The sequence below is a fragment of the Neobacillus sp. WH10 genome (assembly GCF_030123405.1).
Classification (GTDB): Bacteria; Bacillota; Bacilli; order Bacillales; family Cytobacillaceae; genus Neobacillus.
The window spans coordinates 4500953-4519340 of record NZ_CP126110.1; the positions used below are offsets into that span (position 1 = coordinate 4500953).

Sequence of the window (18388 nt, forward strand, 5' to 3'; positions counted from 1 at the left end):
TTTTTTATTAGCTGATTCTCCCTGCCTAGGGATTCCGCCAAGTTGAGCCGGATTTCCGCCATCTTTTGTATTAATTCCGCTGAACTACGCTCGTTTTCCGCCAAACCCGTTTCAAAGCAACAAAAATGTTCTCCCTGCATTGGGATTCCGCCAACTTGGGCCAGATTTCCGCCAACTTGAGCCGGATTTCCGCCAAAATACGCGATAATTCTGCCAACTTTTGTATTAATTCCGCCAAGCTACGCTCGTTTTCCGCCAAATCCGTTTCAAAGCAACAAAAAAAGAGCGAACTGACCTCGCTCTTTAAACAATATTATGCCGTTGTTGAAAACATGTATTTTTTATAATGGTAGCGAATTGAAAAAATTAGCCCCATCGCGAGCATGTTTGCCATTAACGCGCTCCCGCCGTAACTGATAAACGGCAGTGGAATACCAGTGATCGGCAGGACTCCGATGGTCATTCCGATATTTTGGAAAACGTGGAAGGTAATCATGCTGATGACTCCAACGCAAATATACGTATAAAAATTATTCTTTGTTTCCATGCCAACTTTTGTAATATGGTAGATCAATAGGAAAAATAAACTGATTAATACACTTGCTCCAATAAAGCCATATTCTTCACCGACAACGCTAAAAATAAAATCGGTTTGACTTTCAGGTAAATAGACTTCTCGATTACCGAACCCTTTGCCGCCTGTCTGCCCAGAGCCGATCGCGAGCAAGGATTTTGTCAGCTGATAGGCATCAGTGCCTTGATAACTATAAGGATCAAGCCATGAATAAATTCGACGCAGCTGATATTCGCCTACCCCAAGATACTTAGACAAAAAATCGGGGTGCCAAAGGACAAAATAAAAAACTGTTCCAATCAGGACAATCCCGGCAGAAAACATTGGCACAAGGATTTTCCATGAAATACCCGAGATAAAAACCATTCCTACTAAAATGGCTAGAAAGACGAGTGCAGTCCCCAAGTCCTGCTTGATGATTAGCGCTAAGGGAACCATCGTTACGATTCCCATCTTGATTAACAACCAAAAATCAGATTGCACGGACTTAACCGGATTTTTTTGGTGATGCTTATCGATGACCCATGCAAGAGCTAGGATAATAAAGACTTTGACAAACTCCGATGGCTGCAAGGACATCCCTGGAAGCTTAATCCAGTTTTTCGCTCCATTGATTACCGGGGCAATACTTGGTGGAGCAACTATTAGAAAGCAAAGTAGAAAAATACCAAACCCGTACGCATACCAGGTGAGCTTTTTTAATTGATCCGAATCGAGGGTTATGACGGCTGCAATAATCCCCGTACCTACTACGTACCAAACAATTTGTTTGACTAAAAAGTTCTCCTTGTACTGCCCGCTAGCCTGCGCACTATAAAGTGCTAGACAGCTCGCTAAGAAAAGTAATATCAATATAAAAACAAGATTATAATCGAGTTTAGAAGTTGTATTGTTTTTTAAAGTCATCTTGGTTCCACCTTACTAAAAACTTGTACATTCCTTCATTATATTTTTAAAAAGAATAAATCTCAACTTCTAACCTGCTAATGGTTTAATTTACATAAAGAAAACTCGCCGATTGGCGAGGCCCAAAGGGAGAAGACAGAGGCATAGTTGTCCTTATGCCTGATAGGAAATTTATACTTTCCTATCGGCTAAAAAAGGAAGTGTGTGCAGAGCAGTACTCCACTTAATTCGTTACATGAGATGTGTTTTTCTCATTACAATTGGATTTACTGATTTGTTTTGACACGTTCCACCCCTTTTCCTTAAGAATAGATTCGCCTCACCTCATCTGCCATCCACTCCAAGTTATTCGGAACCTGTGGAATGCCGTATCCGATATAAAGCGGAGTTGTGACAAAACGAGAAACAATTTTCGCATAAATTTTATCGTCAATATGATGAAAAAACACATTATAGCTTGTCGCCTTGAACGGAAAATGGTTCAGGATATAGTTTACAGCCATCTGCATGTATTCCGAAAACTTCTCCTGATAACCGGAATCCTGCATCTCGACATTAAATTCATAAAACCCAACACGCGGCTTTGTTGAGAGCGTAAACCGAACACCCTCTGCTTCCATAATAATGATTCCCTGGAACATTTCATGGAATACCTTCTCTTTATAGTCAATGTCATGTAAACCGACAATCTGCATATGGGGATGGGCGATTGACCCACCAGACAATGGTCCATGGTTTTTGAAAAAAATGACCGATCGATACCTTCCAGTTTCCTCCATATCCAACCAATGCCGCAAACCGAACCTAATCAATCTATGTAGATGGTCTTTTGAATAGGTTGATAAATCAGCATGGCAATTGTCTGTTTCAATCAGCACGGTTTGATAGGCATTTTCCAATACAGGATATTTATTTTTCAAAAGAATAATTGGACCGTCCACTGCGATGAGGTCTATTAGCTTGTCTCTTTCGCAAAACGGGCAGGCCTGTTCTTTGTTCCGAATACTTTCCGGCTTTTTGACACCGATAGACGTATTAAAATACAGATGTTTAGTTTCCAAACGTGTATCTCCTTTCAAAAAGGCTATATTTCTATTTTATGGGAGAGGACGGATGGTTTGCACATATTTTGATTTGCAACTGAAATTTTCATTGACCATACTGGTAAAATAATCCTAAAATAGAGTTGAATTTCATTAAATGGTTGTTTTTTGCATATCATTTAAGTGTACTGGCTTATCATTATTTGAGAATGAGAGGGAGTTTATGTTAACAAAACTAGAAGCATTTATCCTCGGGATTATCCAAGGGTTAACGGAATTTTTACCGATTAGCAGTACGGGGCATCTTTATTTAGGAAGAAATTTATTTGGCTTACAGGAAGCTGGTCTTTTGCTCGATACGATGCTTCATGTCGGTACACTGCTTGCTGTCTTTGTTTTTTATAAGAATGAATTTATAAAAATTATTAAAAATCCTTTTAGCAAATTAACCTTTTTATTAATTGTAGGGACAATTCCAGCAGTCATTTTTGGACTTGCCTTTAAAGATTATATTGATGAAATCTCGAAGACAGGTGTTACCATCGGCTGGGAGTTTTTAATTACGGGGATTTTTCTGTGGCTCGCTGATTCAGCCAAAAATGGCTATAAGAAAATGGACGATATCAGCTATAAGGATGCCTTCATCATCGGTACCTTTCAGGCGGTTGCGATTATGCCGGCGATTTCTCGGTCCGGAATGACCATTGTTGCTGCTTTATGGCGAAAATTAGACCGTGAAACGGCAGCCTACTTTTCATTCCTGTTATCAACACCAGCGATTGCAGGGGCGATTGTCCTGCAAACAAAGGATTTGATCGGCGGTCAAGGGGAGGAAATCTCTTTATCTGCCTTGCTTGTCGGCATCATTGCCTCTGCCCTCTTCGGTTATATCGCTGTTAGATGGATGATAGGTTATTTGAAGAACCATTCTTTAAAACCGTTTGCTATATATGTTTGGGCACTAGGATTACTCGTGCTATTTTTTCAATTCACAGGAAAATTTTAACTGAATTTTGAAAGCGAGACGATTTCGCAAATAAATGAACTAGGTTCGCAAATTAACTCATCAGTTTCTCAAATAAACCTACTAGGTTCGCAAATAAACCCATAACTTTCGCAAATAAAAGAAATTTTTTGTAGATATAAGAGCATTTTATGCAAATTTGAATACTAAAAAGCGACTCACACATCGAGTCGCTCTCTTTTTTATCCCGCATTAATGGGCAGTAAGCCTCCCTCATTTCGAGACTTTTATGGAAAATGGATGCGTGGGGGATCAACTGCCCGTAAATGCCCGATTAGTTCAACTAACCATCAGTGGGAAAAACTGATGGTTAGTTGAACTTTATTGTGCAACAGTTTGATTTGCCATTTCTCTTGCTGCATCTGCTGCTTGTTCTTTCGCTTTTGCCATAATTTCCGGCACCTTTTTTGGAAAATGATCCATTCCCTCTGCAACGACCGTATCAAAGATCTCGAATCCTAGGAATTTAAATACCTTCTGTAAATAACGGTCGCCCATTTCAAATTCAAACATAGGGCCGCTTGAATAAATGCCTCCGCGTGTTTGAATGTGAATGGCTTTTCTTCCGGTAAGCAGTCCTTTTGGTCCTGATTCTGTATTGGTAAATGTTTTTTCTGCAATAAATAAGTTATCAATGAACTTTTTCAAAATTGATGGAGCACCGAGATTCCAAATTGGTGTGACAAACACATAATAATCAGCAGCGATAAAACGGTCAGCAAGGTCATGCATTTTTTCAAGCTTTGTCCGCTCTACTTCAGATAACTGCTCTTTCGTATAACCCATGAACGATAATTTTGCCCTGGCGTACAAAAGATCCATATCAATATCAGGGATATCCATATTATATAAGTGCCAGCGCTCAATTTCGACATTTGGTTGTGCCTTTTGAAACTCTTCTAAAAAAACTTCCCCAATTTGCATCCCTTTTGATAGTTTAATGTCATTCTTCGGATTTGCAGTAATATACAAAAGTTTTGACATGAACATCCCTTCCCTTTAGCCACAATTTTTTTCTTCAATTACTATACTACAACAAACTTCTTTGCTCACCATTGAACAATAAGTGAAATTTATGAAATAAATGTGAATTCATTAGAAAAGCGGAGGCGTCCGATTAGTGACGTATGCACTAGAGAACCCTGACTGAGATAAAGGAAAATCCAAAAGATTAAGCGACTTGAACAGGTGCTTAATCTAGACAAAATTGAAAACGCTAGTGATTCTATGTTGACTTATGTAGGGAGCATCTTGATGTACACTTTCCAATGCAGGACCTAGACACTATTCAAAGTTTAAAGCTTATTACTTATTTATTTTCTTGAACAATTCGTGACAATTCTAAACAAAACTCAACGAAACTTAACAAAACTTAACAAAACTTAACAAAAGTCACATTTAGTATGATATTCTTTTTATAAAATAAAACTGGAAAAAGGAGGGTGACTAATGGACGAAAAGGCGTATACTCCCGATGAGGTGGCACAAATCTTTCAAATCTCAAAACATACCGTTTATGAGCTGATTAAAAGAGGCGAGCTGCAGGCCTTTAAAATCGGAAATAAAATGAGAATTGAACATGCTGAGTTGGAAAGATTTAAGGAGAATATGAAAGCTCCTGCAAAGAAATCTTCAGTGGAACAAACAAGCCCTGTAATCAATACAAACATGCCAATCCGGCTTTCCGGGAGCCATGACTTTCTTGTCGAACATTTTACCAAACAAGCAGCACAGGCGTTACATTTGCAAATTCAGCCTTCCTTCATCGGCAGTTTAGAAGGTCTAATGATGCTTTATCGAGGTCAATCCGATATTGCAGCTATTCATCTTTTAGATCCGACATCGCAAGAGTATAATCTGCCATTTATCCATCAGCTGTTTGTTTACGAATCTATCATGGTTGTTAGATTGGCCGTAAGAGAGCAAGGGTTTATTGTCGCAAAAGGCAATTCGAAAAGTATTCTTGATTTTTCTGACCTCACGAGAAAAGATGTTCAATTTATTAACCGCCAAAAAGGGTCAGGGACAAGATTTTTACTAGATTCAAAGCTTGCAAGCTACGGTATTGCCCCTAGTAAAATTAACGGTTACGGCAATGAAGAATGGAACCATTTGTCAGCAGCTTCTTACATTGCGAGAGGCATCGCCGATGTTACCTTTGGCATTCATTCTGCTGCCAGCCATTTAGGACTAGATTTCGTACCAGTAGCGAAAGAACAGTTTGACCTTGTTTTCCGTTTTACCGATGAGAACAAACAAAGCTTAACGGAATTAATTCAATACTTACAGTCTGACCTCTTCAAAAACAGCCTAATTGATTTAGAAGGCTATTCCATTCAAGATTTAGGAAAGATCATCTATCAAACAAGTCAAACGGAGGAACTCGTATGAAAAAAAATCGCTTTTTAATCACATTATTTGCTCTGATGCTGCTAGTTTTATCAGCTTGCGGAAACTCTGACACAAAAGACACTGCTGCAAAAGAGAAAAAGCCGGCACCGAAACCGGCACCAACAGAATTGATTCTCGCTACGACAACAAGCACACAGGACAGCGGATTATTAGATGTATTAGTCCCAATGTTCGAAAAGGAAAATAACGTAAAAGTCAAAACGATCGCAGTTGGTACTGGCCAGGCATTAGAAATGGGTACAAGAGGGGAAGCCGATGTCCTTCTTGTTCATGCTCCGGCAGCCGAAAAAGCAGTTGTTGATGCTGGTGACGCGATTAACTACAAACGTGTTATGTATAATGACTTTATTTTAGTAGGACCAAAGGACAATCCAGCAGGTGTAAGCGGAAATGACATCAAAGCAGCTTTCAAAACATTGGCTGATACGAAGTCTACTTTCGTTTCACGTGGAGACGACTCTGGTACACATAAAAAAGAACTTGGCATTTGGACTGCTGATAACATTCAACCAGCTGGCGATTGGTATGTATCAACTGGCCAAGGAATGGGACAAACCTTACAAGTTGCTGCAGAGAAAAAGGGCTATGTTTTAACAGACCGTGCTACATGGCTAGCCCAGGAAAAGAATTTGGATACATTAAAAATCGTCGTTGAAGGCGGAAATGATTTAATGAATATTTATCACGTAATGCAAGTAAATCCTGAAAAACATGACAAAATTAATAGTAAAGACGCAGAAAAATTTGTAAACTTTATGGTAGATAGCAAAACTCAAGACGTGATCGAGAACTTCGGTAAGAAAGAATACGGACAATCGTTATTCTTTAAGTACACAGAATAATATTTATTATAGATAGCGGGGACCCCTAGGTCTCCTTCCTATCATTCTTCTAAAGGGAATCCTGGAGGCATTACGTATATGGAATTACTAATAGATGGACTGAAAAAAGCAATAGAAATGATCTTTTCTGGTGACAGGGAAGTTTTTGCAATTACCTGGCTAACCCTTAAGGTCTGTCTCATTTCCAGTCTGATTAGTAGCATCATCGGATTGCCACTTGGAATTTTACTCGGATTAACTAGATTCAAAGGGCGCAGACTGCTCTTATTATTCATTAATATTGGTATGGGACTGCCTCCAGTTGTTGCAGGTCTTTGGATTACGATGCTGTTATGGCGCTCCGGCCCATTAGGCGACCTTACCTTACTCTATTCGCCGACAGCGATTGTAATGGCACAAATTTTAGTTAGCCTGCCAATCGTCACAAGCCTGACATGCACGGCATTCCAGCAAGTCAGTGATAAAATGCTGCTGCAAATTAAAGCACTGGGAGCAACAAAGCTGCAAACACTGGCGATTCTCATTAAGCAATTAAAAATTGCGATATTTGCGGCAGTTATGGCCGGCTTTGGCCGCGTAATAGCTGAGGTTGGCGCCGCAATGATGGTCGGTGGAAATATTCAGGGAGATACACGCATTTTAACTACGACGATAGTGATGGAAGTTTCAAAAGGGAACTTTGACATTGCCTTAGCCCTTTCATTCATTTTATTGTCGGTTGCCCTGTTGATTACAGCCGCGTTAACATTTTTACAGCAAAGGAAGCGAATATCATGAACCCGTTAATTGAGCTGAAAGACATCACCTTTAAGGCCCATACTAAAACGATTCTTGATATTCCTGAATTTCAGATTTACGATGGTGAATTTCTTGGTATTATGGGACCAAACGGTGCTGGAAAAAGCACTCTGCTAAAGCTGGCAGCATTTCTTGAGCAGCCAACCAGCGGCGATATTCTCTACCGCGGAGAGAACATTCCTAATGGAAATGCCCCGCTTGATTTAAGGAGAAAGTTTTCAATAGCCCTGCAGCAATCGCTGCTTTTAGATGGCACCGTTTTTTACAATATTTCAATTGGTTTAACCTTAAGGAAAGTTTCGAAAAGTGTCATTAAGGAAAAAGTGGCCCAATGGATGGAACTGTTTGGTATCAGCCATTTGTCGAAAAAAAATGCGCTTTATCTGTCCGGCGGAGAGGCTCAGCGCGTCAACTTAGCGCGAGCGATGATTGTTGAGCCGGAGGTTCTTTTTCTAGATGAACCCTTTTCAGCTTTAGATTTTCCAACCAAAATCAAATTAATGGAAGATTTCAAGGGCATTACCGAAACTGCCCAAACCACGGCTGTGTTTGTCAGCCATGATCTGATGGAGATCAATTACCTCACGAATCGTCTGGCGATTATCGTGAATGGTGAAGTAAAGCAATCCGGACCTACCCCTCAGGTCCTAGAACATCCTAATGCTTCTACTCAATCCTTCCTAAATGAGTGGAAGAAATTCTATCCCGCATTAACGGGCAGTAGATCCCCTTCCTCAAATCTAGTATCGTTGAGGTAATACTGTCAGTAAATGCACGATTGCTGAGATATAGTTCAACTAACCGATGCGTCAGCAAAGGTTAGTTAAACCTTATCCACGTTAATTTGCAGTTCCATCTGGAGCTGCCTTTTTTTATCCCGTATTAACGAGCCTATAAGACCCCACTTTCAAGACTGTACGAACAAGACTAACAATCAGTAGGGGTGAAAAAAACTCCACTTGTTGAAGCTTCACTTTTATTTGCTTTAAAATTCCTTGAAGGATAAAATAGGAAATACATAGTAACTGGGTTATAAGGGAGAGTTTTACATGAAATATGCAATCATTACTGGCGCATCAAAAGGGTTAGGCGAGGCAATTACAAAGCGGCTAATACAAGAACAAATCGCCGTTGTTTCGGTTTCTCGGACAGAGAATGAAGAAATAAAAAGACTTGCAATCGAAAGTGGAATTGAATATAACCACTTTTCCTGTAACCTTTCATTAGAAAAAGAAGTTCAGGAAGTCTTTATGGATATTGCCCATTATATTTTTCAAAAAGATCCAAAGGAAATTCTTCTTTTTAATAATGCCGGTGTGATTGAGCCTATCCAGACGATTGGTAATTTAGATCAAACTCCGGTCATTCGGAATATCCAAGTAAATTTAATCGCACCTATTCTTATTACCAATTTATTTTTGAGCAAGGCTCAGTTAACCAATACGAAGGTAACCGTGATTAATGTTTCTTCAGGTGCAGCTGTTCGTTCATTTGAAGGCTGGAGTATTTATTGCAGTTCCAAGGCTGGGTTAAATATGTTCACAGAAACGGCCGCAATTGAGCAAACAGAATTGAAAACAAACAACAAAATTATCGCTTTTAGCCCTGGTGTAATGGACACAAAAATGCAGGAAACCATCCGTTCATCCACCAAGGAAGCTTTTAAAGACCTGGAACAATTTAAGGAATATAAGGAAAAGAACATGCTATTACAGGCAGATGTAGTTGCTAATGCTTTAGTGGATCTCATTCTAAGCGGTAATGTTGAAAGTGGAAAGGTCTACAATATTAAAGAACTATTAAAATAGTACAAAAAGGCCGCTTCTTAGTTGAGCGGCCTTTTTAGTTTTCCTGCGGAAACCATAAGGTAATGCTAGTTCCCTTATTCAACCTGCTTTTTACCTTGATGATGCCTTTATGGGCATCCATTAAGGCCTTAACAATGGAAAGACCGATGCCGATCCCCCCTGTTTTGCGGTCGCGGGATTTGTCACCGCGATAGAACCGTTCGAAAATATGCGGGATATCCTCCTCATTCATTCCTGAACCTTCATCTTGAATTTTAAAGCCCACAAAGCCTTCCATATCCGTAACCACCGAAATCGTAACATTCTTTCCCTCAGGCGTGTATTTCAGGGCATTATTAAGAACATTGGAGAGGATTTGCATCAATCGGTCTTTGTCCGCCTTAAATATTTCCTCCTGTGCAAGTTCTTCAATTCGAAGACCAACGCCCTTTTCTTTAAAAATAGGCAAAAACATTTCCCATAACGCTGCTAACACACTTCCTGCTTCCAGCTCCATTTTTTCAAGTTTGATTTGCGGGTTCTCAGCAGCAAGCAATTTTTCTAACTCGTTAACAAGCCGTACTAAGCGCATCAATTCTTCATGACTTACCTGAAGCCGCTGCGGGGTCGGTTCCCATATCCCGTCCTGAAAAGCTTCAATTTGACTTCTTAGTGTGGCAAGCGGTGTCCTCAGCTCGTGTGCCAGGTCACCGGTAAATTGCTTCCGCAGCATTTCTTCCTTTGCCAATGATTCAGCAAGATTATTGAATGAAATCGCGATCTGCTTTACCTCAGTAGGCAAACCTGATAATGGAATGCGAATATCAAGATTGTGCTGCTTAAGCTCACCAGCTGCAAACGACAGCTTTTTCAATCCGGAGGTTAACTTTTTCGAAAAAAGCATACTAAAGACAATCGCTAACACAATCGTTAAGCAAACAGCCGCCAATATATACAATTGGATGGTTTGGATAAACGTGTATTCATCGTCAATTAATCCCTCCGGATAGATGGCAACAAGTTTGCCGATAATGGCATTGTCGACTTTCAGCGTATAGGTTTTGGAGTGCCACTCTTCCCCATCTGGTGCCGGTTCAGTTAAGCCAAAGCTATTTAGCATGCCGCGAATATTAGACGAATCCATCTGAATTTGTCCAAAACGATCATACAATTGAAAATAAAGCTGATCGGTCATCGCATGTTCATGGAGCAGTCCAAACACTGGATCGCTTGTAAAATGGCCATTTTTTCGATAATCCTTCTCAATTTCCGTAATAATTCTATCAATCTTTTTTTCACGATTCCGGTCTAAATAACTATTAAAACTTTCTTCAAAACCATATTGGATAAAAAAGCTGACAATTAATATCCCAATCATTGAGATGAGGACTAAATAAAACAAGATCTTAGACCGGAGTGTGTGCAGCATCTAGTACCCCTCCAAATTTATAGCCCATCCCAAACACGGTTAAAATAAAGTCTGGCTGCCTCGAATCTGCTTCAATTTTTTTACGCAGATTTTTGATATGGGTATCAACACTCCGTTCATAGCCTTCATAATAAATACCTTCATCTTGAATCTTTTCAAGCAAATCCATCCGGCTGTAAACCCGGCCCGGATTGACCGCCATATTGGTTAGAAGTTTATATTCAATCGGAGTTAAGGTAACATCCTCACCATTTACCGTTACTTCTTTCTTTATTAAATCAATTGCTAGTTTTTTACCGTTGAATTCGAGGCGTTCCACTTTTTCCGTCTTTTTCACACGCCTTAAAATCGCCTGGACACGGACGACTACTTCCCTCGGGCTGAATGGCTTGGTTAAATAGTCGTCTGCTCCCATGACAATCCCGTTGATGCGGTCATCCTCGGCCGATTTTGCAGTAAGCATCAGAATTGGGACATCCGACTCTTTTCGTACTAAACGGCAAACCTCTTCACCAGAAATATCAGGTAGCATTAAGTCTAAAATGATTAGGTCAGGGTCAATTGTTTTAGCCTTTTTCAAGGCGTCTATTCCATTATCAGCACTATGAATTTCATAGCCTTCTCTTTCTAGGTAGGCTTCGAGAACTTCTATGATTCTGCGTTCATCGTCAACTAATAAAATCTTCATGAATCACCACTCCCCATACAATTACTATATCACCTTAAGTCTGTGATTTTTGTAACTTCACAAATTCACCACAAAATCCTCATAACATCTTCAATTTTTCCCGCTAAGATGAAACTGTAGTTAATAAGAGGTGATAACTTGAAGAACTCTCAAGCTTAAGGTTATCGACTCTTTGATGCAGCACATGGTTATCAACCATCTAACTCATTCCAAATTAACCTCTCTCTTTTATATACCAAGGGTGCTCCGAAGGGCGGGGCACCCACTTTTTTTATAGGAATATGGCATTAAAAAATCCTTATCGAAGTCGATAAGGATTTTTGTGTATTTATTCGTCTTTCTTTTTAACCTCTTCTGTTAGTTCTTCAATGCTTCTTCGCACATTACCTTTACCTGAGTAGTTTTCAATCAGTTCCTTTACATCGATACCGCTTGATGCTTTTAATGACTCTTGGAGGCTCGCCATTAAATTGGTCGCATAACTGGTAATTTTATTAGCACCGCCATTTTCTCCTGAACCGCCGCCAGTATCCACAACAGTAATTTTATCAATATTAGATAATGGAGCTGCCACTTGCTTCGCATATTCAGGAAGCATTTTGATGACCATGTCGAGAATCGCCGCTTGACCGAATTGCTCGAAGGCTTCAGCGATTTTTTCCTTCGCTTCGGCTTCTGCCAAACCTTTTAGGCGGATAATTTCTGCTTCTGACGACCCTTGTGCCTTTTGTGCTTCTGCTTTAGCAAGACCGTCGAGGCGAATCCGCTCTGCTTCCGCCTTTGCCATAGCTTCGATACGGTATTTATTGGCTTCCGCTTCCGCAATTTCTCTAGCCTTATTAGCTGCTGCAGATTGCTCAACAGAATAACGATCGGCATCAGCTTTTTTCTTCACTTCGGAATCATATTGGCGTTCACGGCGCTGAATTTCTTTTTCTTCTAACTCAATTTGTTTTTGTCTTTCTATAATTTTGATTTGCATTTCTTGTTCCATTACGTCCTGCTTCGAACGTGCACTTTCAAGGTCGTAAGCTTGGTCGGCCTTTGCTTTTGCGATATCCTGTTCACGGCGGAATTCCGCAATTTTCAGTTGATTGATTTTTTCTGCTTCAGCAATTTCTGTTGCCCGCTCTAATTCATTACGCTTAGCTTCCTTAGAAGCTTCTGCTTTTTTGATACGGGTTTCTTTTTCCGCTTCAGCTGTGGCAATATCAGCATCTCTTCTAACCTGAGCGATTCGCGGTTTACCAAGGGAATCAAGGTAGCCATTTTTGTCCCGAACATCTTTAATCGTAAACGATACAATAACGAGTCCCATTTTTGCAAGATCCTGTGACGCAACTCTTTGAACCTCTTGAGAAAATTTATCGCGATTTTTATAGATTTCTTCAACTGTCATCGAACCAAGAATCGATCTTAGGTGGCCTTCAAGAACTTCTCTTGCTTCATTTTCTCGGTCTTCCTTTGGCTTTCCAAGGAATTGTTCAGCAGCAGTAGCAATTTCACTGATTGAGCCGCCAATTTTAATAATCGCGACGCCATCAGCCATGACCGGCACACCCTGTTCTGTGTAAACCTCTGGTGTAGTAACTTCTAGTTTACTAGATAGCAAGCTAAGCGGTTTTGCCTGTTGGAATACTGGTAAAATAAAGCTACCGCCGCCGCGGATAATTTTGATTTTATTTCCTGATTCGTCTACGTGTACATTTCCGTTTCCAAGAAAGCTTCCTGTAACAATTAGAGCCTCATCCGGCCCGGCAGTTCTGTACTTAGTGATAAAGACACCGATTAAAGCAATTAAAATAAGTGCAACAATCCCAATAATAATCCAAATAACGTTAAATTCCATTTCTTAAAACCCCCTTCTAGATATAGCTTTCTAATTGATGATGTACGGTTACTTCGAGAACACCATTTTTCACTTGAACCACAAGCACGCGAGAGCCATTTGGAATCTGGTCTCCATCAAAGCTGGAAGCTGGTTTGGCTATTCTGCCGCTCGTGCTCTCAATCAACACTTCTCCGTAACCATCAGCAGGAATCGAAGTAATAACAGTCCCAATCCTTCCTCGCAAATCAGATTCTTTATAAACTAGTGACTCCTCTGCGGAAGACAACGGTACGAGGACAAAGACATTTAGTAGGGTAACAACAATAAAGGCGATTACTGCCGAAATAGCTAAAATGAGTAAATAATGTAAAGATGATAGCTTTTCAAACAAGTATCCGCTTGCAGACAGAATGGTTACGAAGGCAAAAATTAAGACAGGGTTAAGGAAGTGCAGCCCGCCGTCGCCAGCCCCGTGAAAATGAAACACATCTGCAAATAAAACATATAAAACCGTTAATACACCCGAAATGATTAGTCCATACAAATAAATCGTTTCTAAAGGTATGCTGAAAGGTTCCATGTGCATCATTCCTTATTTTTTATTATGGTGAAGAATATAAAGGAAAGTGTACTGTAGTCTATGATTTCAAAAAATTTCAAGCATGGAGCATCCTTCCCTTCCTCTTAAGTTATGTATAGTAGGTAATACGGATAAAAATGTAAAAGGTTTCACACTTAAGACAATTTTATCATTTTCTGCCAATTTAGAACATAACAATCTTCGACAAAATTTGGGTAATAGTACAGGATGAAAAGATATTGATTACTTTGCAAGCTTTGTTGCTACCATAGGAGTTTCTTTTTTGTGGGCAATGGAATTCTCATCATTTGGGCCACTTTTCCGTTAATAGTCAAGTTGGCCCCTTCTAGCTGACCCTATCTTCCCAATTTCAGTCACTTAAACAAAAAAAGTGCAATAGCAACTTAAGCTATAGCACCTTACTGAATCAGATTCAAAAACTTCTTTGTTCGTTCTTCTTTAGGATTGGTGAAGATTTCATTCGGCTTATCTCGTTCAACAATAACGCCCTGATCCATAAAAATGACCTCATCGGCAGCTTCACGGGCAAAGCGCATTTCATGAGTGACAACGATCATCGTCATCCCATCCCTGGCAAGATCCTTCATTACTTTTAATACTTCACCTACAAGCTCAGGATCAAGCGCCGAGGTTGGTTCATCAAACAGCATGACCTCCGGCTCCATCGCCAATGCCCGGGCAATCCCTACACGCTGCTGTTGCCCTCCCGAAAGCTGTGCGGGATAGTAATCCTGCTTATCACCAAGACCAACCTTCTCTAATAGAGCCTGAGCCTTTTTACGGGCAGTGTCTTTATTCTCCCCTTTAACAATTACTGGCCCTTCCATGACGTTCTCAAGGGCAGTTTTATGAGGAAAAAGATTATAACCTTGAAAAACCATTCCTGTTAAACGGCGGAATGAAGCGATATTTTTTTTCGGAACGTTTTTAAAAAAATCCAGGCTTTGGCCTTCGATGGAAATGACACCTTTTGTGGGGATTTCCAACACATTTAAACAGCGGAGCATGGTTGTCTTTCCAGAACCTGACGGCCCGATGACAACAACTACTTTTCCTTTTTCAACTTCGAGATCAATTCCTTTTAAAACCTCTAATTGACCAAATTGTTTATACAAACCTTTTATCGATATCATCGTAAAACCCCCTTTCCCCGTACATTCTTAAGATGCGTAACGATCCAGTCTCTTTTCCATAAATCCTTGGATTAATGAAAGGAAAAAACAAATAACCCAATAAAGCAGAGCTGCTTCGGAATAGACCAATAAAAACTCATAATTGGTTGAAGCGATTTCCTGGGCGCGGCGAAACATCTCGGTTACAAGCACGAGTGAAGCAAGCGAGGTATCTTTTACAAGACTAATAAAGGTATTCGATAACGGCGGTATCGATACTTTTACAGCCTGGGGCAGAATAATTCTTTTTAATGCTTGCGTATAGGTCATACCAATCGAATAGCCTGCTTCCCACTGACCTTTTGGAATGGAAAGAATCGCAGCACGAATTATTTCTGATGCGTACGCACCAACACTTAGGGAGAAGCCAATTACAGCAGAAATAAATGGATCTAGCGTAATTCCGATATTTGGAAGACCATAAAAAATAATAAATAATTGCACCAATAATGGCGTTCCGCGAATAGCAGAAACATAGACTCTTGCAATAATTTGAAAAAACTTAACATGAGAAATACGTGCAAGTGCTGTCAGAATAGCCAAACTCAGGCCAACAATAAACGAAATAATTGTTAATGGTATGGTGTTCATAATAGCACCCTCCAGCAGAGGCTGAAGGGAGGTTTTAGCGATATCAATTAATCTTGCTGTTCTTTCTGGGTCAGCAAAAATACTATTTAAGTACATCTACACCAAACCATTTCTCAGAGATTTTTTTGTAAGTGCCATCATCAACCATGTCTTTTAATGCTTTATTTACTGCATCAACAAGTGTGTCATTTTTCTTCCTAAACATAAATCCACTAGATGAGACATCCTCGGCAGTTGCAACAATTTTGATTGGTGCATCTGGCTTTTGCTTTGTATAATCTAAATAGGCAATTTTATCATTGACAGTTACATCGACACGTTTCTGTGCAATCAGTTCAACTGCTTGTTGGAAACCATCTACACCGACAATATTAGCGCCGTTCTTTTTCGCAATATCTGCATAGTTACTCGTCAAGGATTGAGCAGAATTTAATCCCTTCATGTCCGCAAATGATTTTACTTTATCATTATCTTTTGAGGCGATTAACACGGCAGCAGAGGTAATATAAGGATCAGAGAAATCGTACTTTTTCTGGCGGTCAGGACGAATTCCAACCTGATTAGCTACCATATCAAAACGCTTCGCATCAAGACCAGCAAACATCGCATCCCATTGTGTTTCCTTGAACTCTGCCTTCACGCCTAAACGCTTGGCTACTTCTTCTGCAACCTCAACATCAAATCCGGTTAGCTTTCCATTCGCATCATGGAACGTAAAAGGAGCATACGTACCTTCAGTACCAATGATAAGCTTTCCTTCGTCTTTTACTTTTTTCAATAAATCCTGATTAGCCTTTTCAGCAGGCTTGTTGTCTTTAACGGCATTATTATCCTTACCGCATGCAGACAAAACAAACATAAAGCTTAGTAAGAGTGCAAAAATAACTGTTAGTTTTTTCATCTCGCAACATAAACCCCCTAATTCTGATTGTTTTTCTAGGATTTAATAATCATATTATATCCCTTACATTCTGTCAAAAGAAAAAATCGAATAGAATAAATTTATTTTACCCTTTTAGAAAAAATAAAAACCTATCAGAGAATTACTGACAGGTTAAGCTGATAACGCCTCTTTTTGTTTAACTTTATCGTTCCTTTTCATTAATGGACCGTAGAAAAGACTCCCGCTTGCTATCAAGATTATTCCATAAATAAATGTTTTTATGTCCGCTGTTCCAGCGATTATAATCCAAATGGAATAAATCGTGGAAAGAAGAGCGATGATTCCATCTGTAATTCTTGATCGATCACTCTTATACGTTTCTCCGGTAATAACCAATTTAAGCTGATAAATGGATGAAATAAAGTAAGGCACTAAATAGGCTAGAGTTGCTATCAGAATAATGAAATCGAAAGCACCTGATATCGACTTTGATACCGTTGAAAAAATAAATAACTGACCAATTCCATTTGTCAAAAGAAGAGAAAAGGATGGTAACCCCTTTTTATTTTCTTTTAAAAAAGCAGGAAGAAATATCCCTTGTTTTGCTGCTTGATAAGGAACTTCTGCACTTAGCATTACCCAGCCAATCGTTGACCCAAATAAACTGATTAAGCCGATTCCTGCTAACACTTTTCCGCTTAACGGTCCTAAAACAGATTGTATCGCGTCAATCATGGGCTTGTCAGAGTGAATTAGTGTGTTTTGATCTAACATCCCCATCACAAGTGTGCTAATCCCCATATATATGGCTAAGGCAATAAATAAACCAAGAACCGTCGCCCGTTTCACATCCGTCTGTTTTTTAGCACGGCCGGCAAACACAACCGCTGACTCGATGCCAATAAACGCCCACAATGTGTTTACGGCTGCATTATTGACTTGAGACATTATTCCAAGGGCGTGTCCTGCCTCGTCTGCCCTCACTGCCACAAATGGCAGGATATTGCTTTTTTCAAAGGCAAACAATCCAATAATGATAAACAAGAAAAAACCGATGACCTTTGCAGCTGTAGCAACAAAATTTAATTTCCCGGCACTTTCCATCCCGCGCATAATGATTAAGTGAATTCCCCATAACATAATCGTACAAACGATAAAAGTTAGTCCATTACCAACCATGAGGGTAAAGCCGCCAATGGTAAACCATGGGGTCTTGCTGGTTAAAACCGGAAAGAAAGTTGATAAATAACCGGCGAAGGTTGTAATAACGGCCACAATTCCAGCAAGATTTCCGATCCAGTATCCCCAGGACGACATAAATCCCGCTAAAATTGATGCCTGTGAACCTGGTTTAAAAAGCTCCTTGGCATAAATTTGCGGCCCGCCTGTTAAGTTTGGCTTGCGAATCGCTAAATTTCCAAATACTAGGGCAATCATCAAAACACCGAAACCGGTTAACAGCCATGCCATAATGACCCCAGCCGGACTAGCTGCCTCTGATAATGATCTTGGCAGCATGAATATCCCTGAACCTACCATATTTCCAACCACAAGTGCCGTTAATACCCAAAACCCTAATTTATTTGTCTTCCCCATTGTGAGAACCCCTCTCGATGCTTTTATCTCTTTTATGATTTCCGAATAATGATTATGTTACTAGAATACGCTCGAGCATATCCTTTGTCAATGGAAAATTTTATCGTGATAAAGCATTAGAGGATTAAAATATCAGCATTCAAATAATGTACACAGGTTGTTACTTTTTAAAGGAACAATATTCAAAAAAAAGACTGCCCTTTTTTAGGCA

General features: G+C 39.8%; 17 protein-coding genes. 6 read left to right on the forward strand and 11 right to left on the reverse strand.

Features of this window, described 5'->3' with window-relative positions:
* Positions 1–313 precede the first annotated feature (313 nt).
* Both QNH20_RS22080 and QNH20_RS22085 read right to left on the reverse strand, forming a co-directional pair.
* Positions 314–1480, reverse strand: a complete 1167-nt coding sequence (locus tag QNH20_RS22080; RefSeq protein WP_283920083.1) for an FtsW/RodA/SpoVE family cell cycle protein — start codon at positions 1478–1480, stop codon at positions 314–316.
* A gap of 302 nt (positions 1481–1782) precedes the next feature.
* Positions 1783–2541, reverse strand: coding sequence for a DUF4931 domain-containing protein (locus QNH20_RS22085; protein ID WP_283920084.1), 759 nt, complete (start codon positions 2539–2541; stop codon positions 1783–1785).
* Positions 2542–2746: 205 nt separating this feature from the next.
* On the opposite strand from QNH20_RS22085, the gene QNH20_RS22090 reads away from it, so the two are divergent.
* Positions 2747–3529 carry an undecaprenyl-diphosphate phosphatase gene (locus QNH20_RS22090; protein ID WP_283920085.1) on the forward strand — a complete coding sequence of 261 codons (783 nt, stop codon included), beginning with the start codon at positions 2747–2749 and terminating at the stop codon, positions 3527–3529.
* A 339-nt stretch (positions 3530–3868) separates the two neighbouring features.
* On the opposite strand, the gene QNH20_RS22095 is transcribed toward QNH20_RS22090, so the two are convergent.
* Positions 3869–4531, reverse strand: a complete 663-nt coding sequence (locus tag QNH20_RS22095) for an FMN-dependent NADH-azoreductase (RefSeq protein WP_283920086.1) — start codon at positions 4529–4531, stop codon at positions 3869–3871.
* A gap of 465 nt (positions 4532–4996) precedes the next feature.
* Here QNH20_RS22095 and QNH20_RS22100 point away from each other — a divergent pair, with 465 nt between their 5' ends.
* The 5 genes from QNH20_RS22100 to QNH20_RS22120 all read left to right on the forward strand — a co-directional run bounded on the left by QNH20_RS22100 (position 4997) and on the right by QNH20_RS22120 (position 9407).
* Positions 4997–5938 (forward strand): helix-turn-helix transcriptional regulator, encoded by a 942-nt coding sequence (locus QNH20_RS22100; protein WP_283920087.1) that lies wholly within the window; start codon positions 4997–4999, stop codon positions 5936–5938.
* Positions 5935–6801: an ABC transporter substrate-binding protein gene (locus tag QNH20_RS22105; protein ID WP_283920088.1), complete on the forward strand. Its 867-nt coding sequence runs from the start codon at positions 5935–5937 to the stop codon at positions 6799–6801. Before QNH20_RS22100 ends, QNH20_RS22105 begins: the two co-directional genes overlap by 4 nt.
* A gap of 78 nt (positions 6802–6879) precedes the next feature.
* Entirely contained in the window at positions 6880–7578 is a 699-nt protein-coding gene (locus QNH20_RS22110; RefSeq protein ID WP_283920089.1) for an ABC transporter permease, read from the forward strand.
* Positions 7575–8357, forward strand: a complete 783-nt coding sequence (locus QNH20_RS22115; protein WP_283920090.1) for an ABC transporter ATP-binding protein — start codon at positions 7575–7577, stop codon at positions 8355–8357. Before QNH20_RS22110 ends, QNH20_RS22115 begins: the two co-directional genes overlap by 4 nt.
* A gap of 291 nt (positions 8358–8648) precedes the next feature.
* A complete protein-coding gene (locus QNH20_RS22120) occupies positions 8649–9407 on the forward strand; it encodes a (S)-benzoin forming benzil reductase (RefSeq protein ID WP_283920091.1) in 759 nt (252 codons plus the stop codon).
* 34 nt (positions 9408–9441) lie between these two features.
* Here QNH20_RS22120 and QNH20_RS22125 read toward each other — a convergent pair whose 3' ends face one another.
* From QNH20_RS22125 to QNH20_RS22160, 8 genes are all read right to left on the reverse strand, one after another.
* Positions 9442–10815: an ATP-binding protein gene (locus QNH20_RS22125; protein WP_283920092.1), complete on the reverse strand. Its 1374-nt coding sequence runs from the start codon at positions 10813–10815 to the stop codon at positions 9442–9444.
* On the reverse strand, positions 10793–11503 hold the full coding sequence (locus tag QNH20_RS22130) for a response regulator transcription factor (protein ID WP_283920093.1): 711 nt from the start codon (positions 11501–11503) through the stop codon (positions 10793–10795). The genes QNH20_RS22125 and QNH20_RS22130 overlap by 23 nt, the downstream gene beginning before the upstream one ends.
* Before the next feature lie 328 nt (positions 11504–11831).
* Positions 11832–13352 (reverse strand): flotillin lipid rafts scaffold protein FloT, encoded by a 1521-nt coding sequence (locus QNH20_RS22135; RefSeq protein WP_283920094.1) that lies wholly within the window; start codon positions 13350–13352, stop codon positions 11832–11834.
* A 16-nt stretch (positions 13353–13368) separates the two neighbouring features.
* A complete protein-coding gene (locus QNH20_RS22140; RefSeq protein ID WP_283920095.1) occupies positions 13369–13914 on the reverse strand; it encodes an NfeD family protein in 546 nt (181 codons plus the stop codon).
* A gap of 419 nt (positions 13915–14333) precedes the next feature.
* Positions 14334–15068, reverse strand: coding sequence for an amino acid ABC transporter ATP-binding protein (locus QNH20_RS22145; RefSeq protein WP_283920096.1), 735 nt, complete (start codon positions 15066–15068; stop codon positions 14334–14336).
* Between the two features lie 27 nt (positions 15069–15095).
* Positions 15096–15794, reverse strand: coding sequence for an amino acid ABC transporter permease (locus QNH20_RS22150; protein WP_283920097.1), 699 nt, complete (start codon positions 15792–15794; stop codon positions 15096–15098).
* On the reverse strand, positions 15781–16599 hold the full coding sequence (locus tag QNH20_RS22155; protein WP_283920098.1) for an amino acid ABC transporter substrate-binding protein: 819 nt from the start codon (positions 16597–16599) through the stop codon (positions 15781–15783). Before QNH20_RS22155 ends, QNH20_RS22150 begins: the two co-directional genes overlap by 14 nt.
* A gap of 153 nt (positions 16600–16752) precedes the next feature.
* Positions 16753–18177: an amino acid permease gene (locus QNH20_RS22160; RefSeq protein WP_283920099.1), complete on the reverse strand. Its 1425-nt coding sequence runs from the start codon at positions 18175–18177 to the stop codon at positions 16753–16755.
* Positions 18178–18388: the final 211 nt, after the last annotated feature.

Excerpts from the sequence above, each read along its gene's own strand:
- QNH20_RS22080 (WP_283920083.1), bottom strand. The coding sequence starts at position 1,480 with ATGACTTTAAAAAACAATACAACTTCTAAACTCGATTATAATCTTGTT.
- QNH20_RS22090 (WP_283920085.1), top strand. The coding sequence starts at position 2,747 with ATGTTAACAAAACTAGAAGCATTTATCCTCGGGATTATCCAAGGGTTA.
- QNH20_RS22095 (WP_283920086.1), bottom strand. The coding sequence starts at position 4,531 with ATGTCAAAACTTTTGTATATTACTGCAAATCCGAAGAATGACATTAAA.
- QNH20_RS22100 (WP_283920087.1), top strand. The coding sequence starts at position 4,997 with ATGGACGAAAAGGCGTATACTCCCGATGAGGTGGCACAAATCTTTCAA.
- QNH20_RS22105 (WP_283920088.1), top strand. The coding sequence starts at position 5,935 with ATGAAAAAAAATCGCTTTTTAATCACATTATTTGCTCTGATGCTGCTA.
- QNH20_RS22110 (WP_283920089.1), top strand. The coding sequence starts at position 6,880 with ATGGAATTACTAATAGATGGACTGAAAAAAGCAATAGAAATGATCTTT.
- QNH20_RS22115 (WP_283920090.1), top strand. The coding sequence starts at position 7,575 with ATGAACCCGTTAATTGAGCTGAAAGACATCACCTTTAAGGCCCATACT.
- QNH20_RS22120 (WP_283920091.1), top strand. The coding sequence starts at position 8,649 with ATGAAATATGCAATCATTACTGGCGCATCAAAAGGGTTAGGCGAGGCA.
- QNH20_RS22125 (WP_283920092.1), bottom strand. The coding sequence starts at position 10,815 with ATGCTGCACACACTCCGGTCTAAGATCTTGTTTTATTTAGTCCTCATC.
- QNH20_RS22130 (WP_283920093.1), bottom strand. The coding sequence starts at position 11,503 with ATGAAGATTTTATTAGTTGACGATGAACGCAGAATCATAGAAGTTCTC.
- QNH20_RS22135 (WP_283920094.1), bottom strand. The coding sequence starts at position 13,352 with ATGGAATTTAACGTTATTTGGATTATTATTGGGATTGTTGCACTTATT.
- QNH20_RS22140 (WP_283920095.1), bottom strand. The coding sequence starts at position 13,914 with ATGGAACCTTTCAGCATACCTTTAGAAACGATTTATTTGTATGGACTA.
- QNH20_RS22145 (WP_283920096.1), bottom strand. The coding sequence starts at position 15,068 with ATGATATCGATAAAAGGTTTGTATAAACAATTTGGTCAATTAGAGGTT.
- QNH20_RS22150 (WP_283920097.1), bottom strand. The coding sequence starts at position 15,794 with ATGTACTTAAATAGTATTTTTGCTGACCCAGAAAGAACAGCAAGATTA.
- QNH20_RS22155 (WP_283920098.1), bottom strand. The coding sequence starts at position 16,599 with ATGAAAAAACTAACAGTTATTTTTGCACTCTTACTAAGCTTTATGTTT.
- QNH20_RS22160 (WP_283920099.1), bottom strand. The coding sequence starts at position 18,177 with ATGGGGAAGACAAATAAATTAGGGTTTTGGGTATTAACGGCACTTGTG.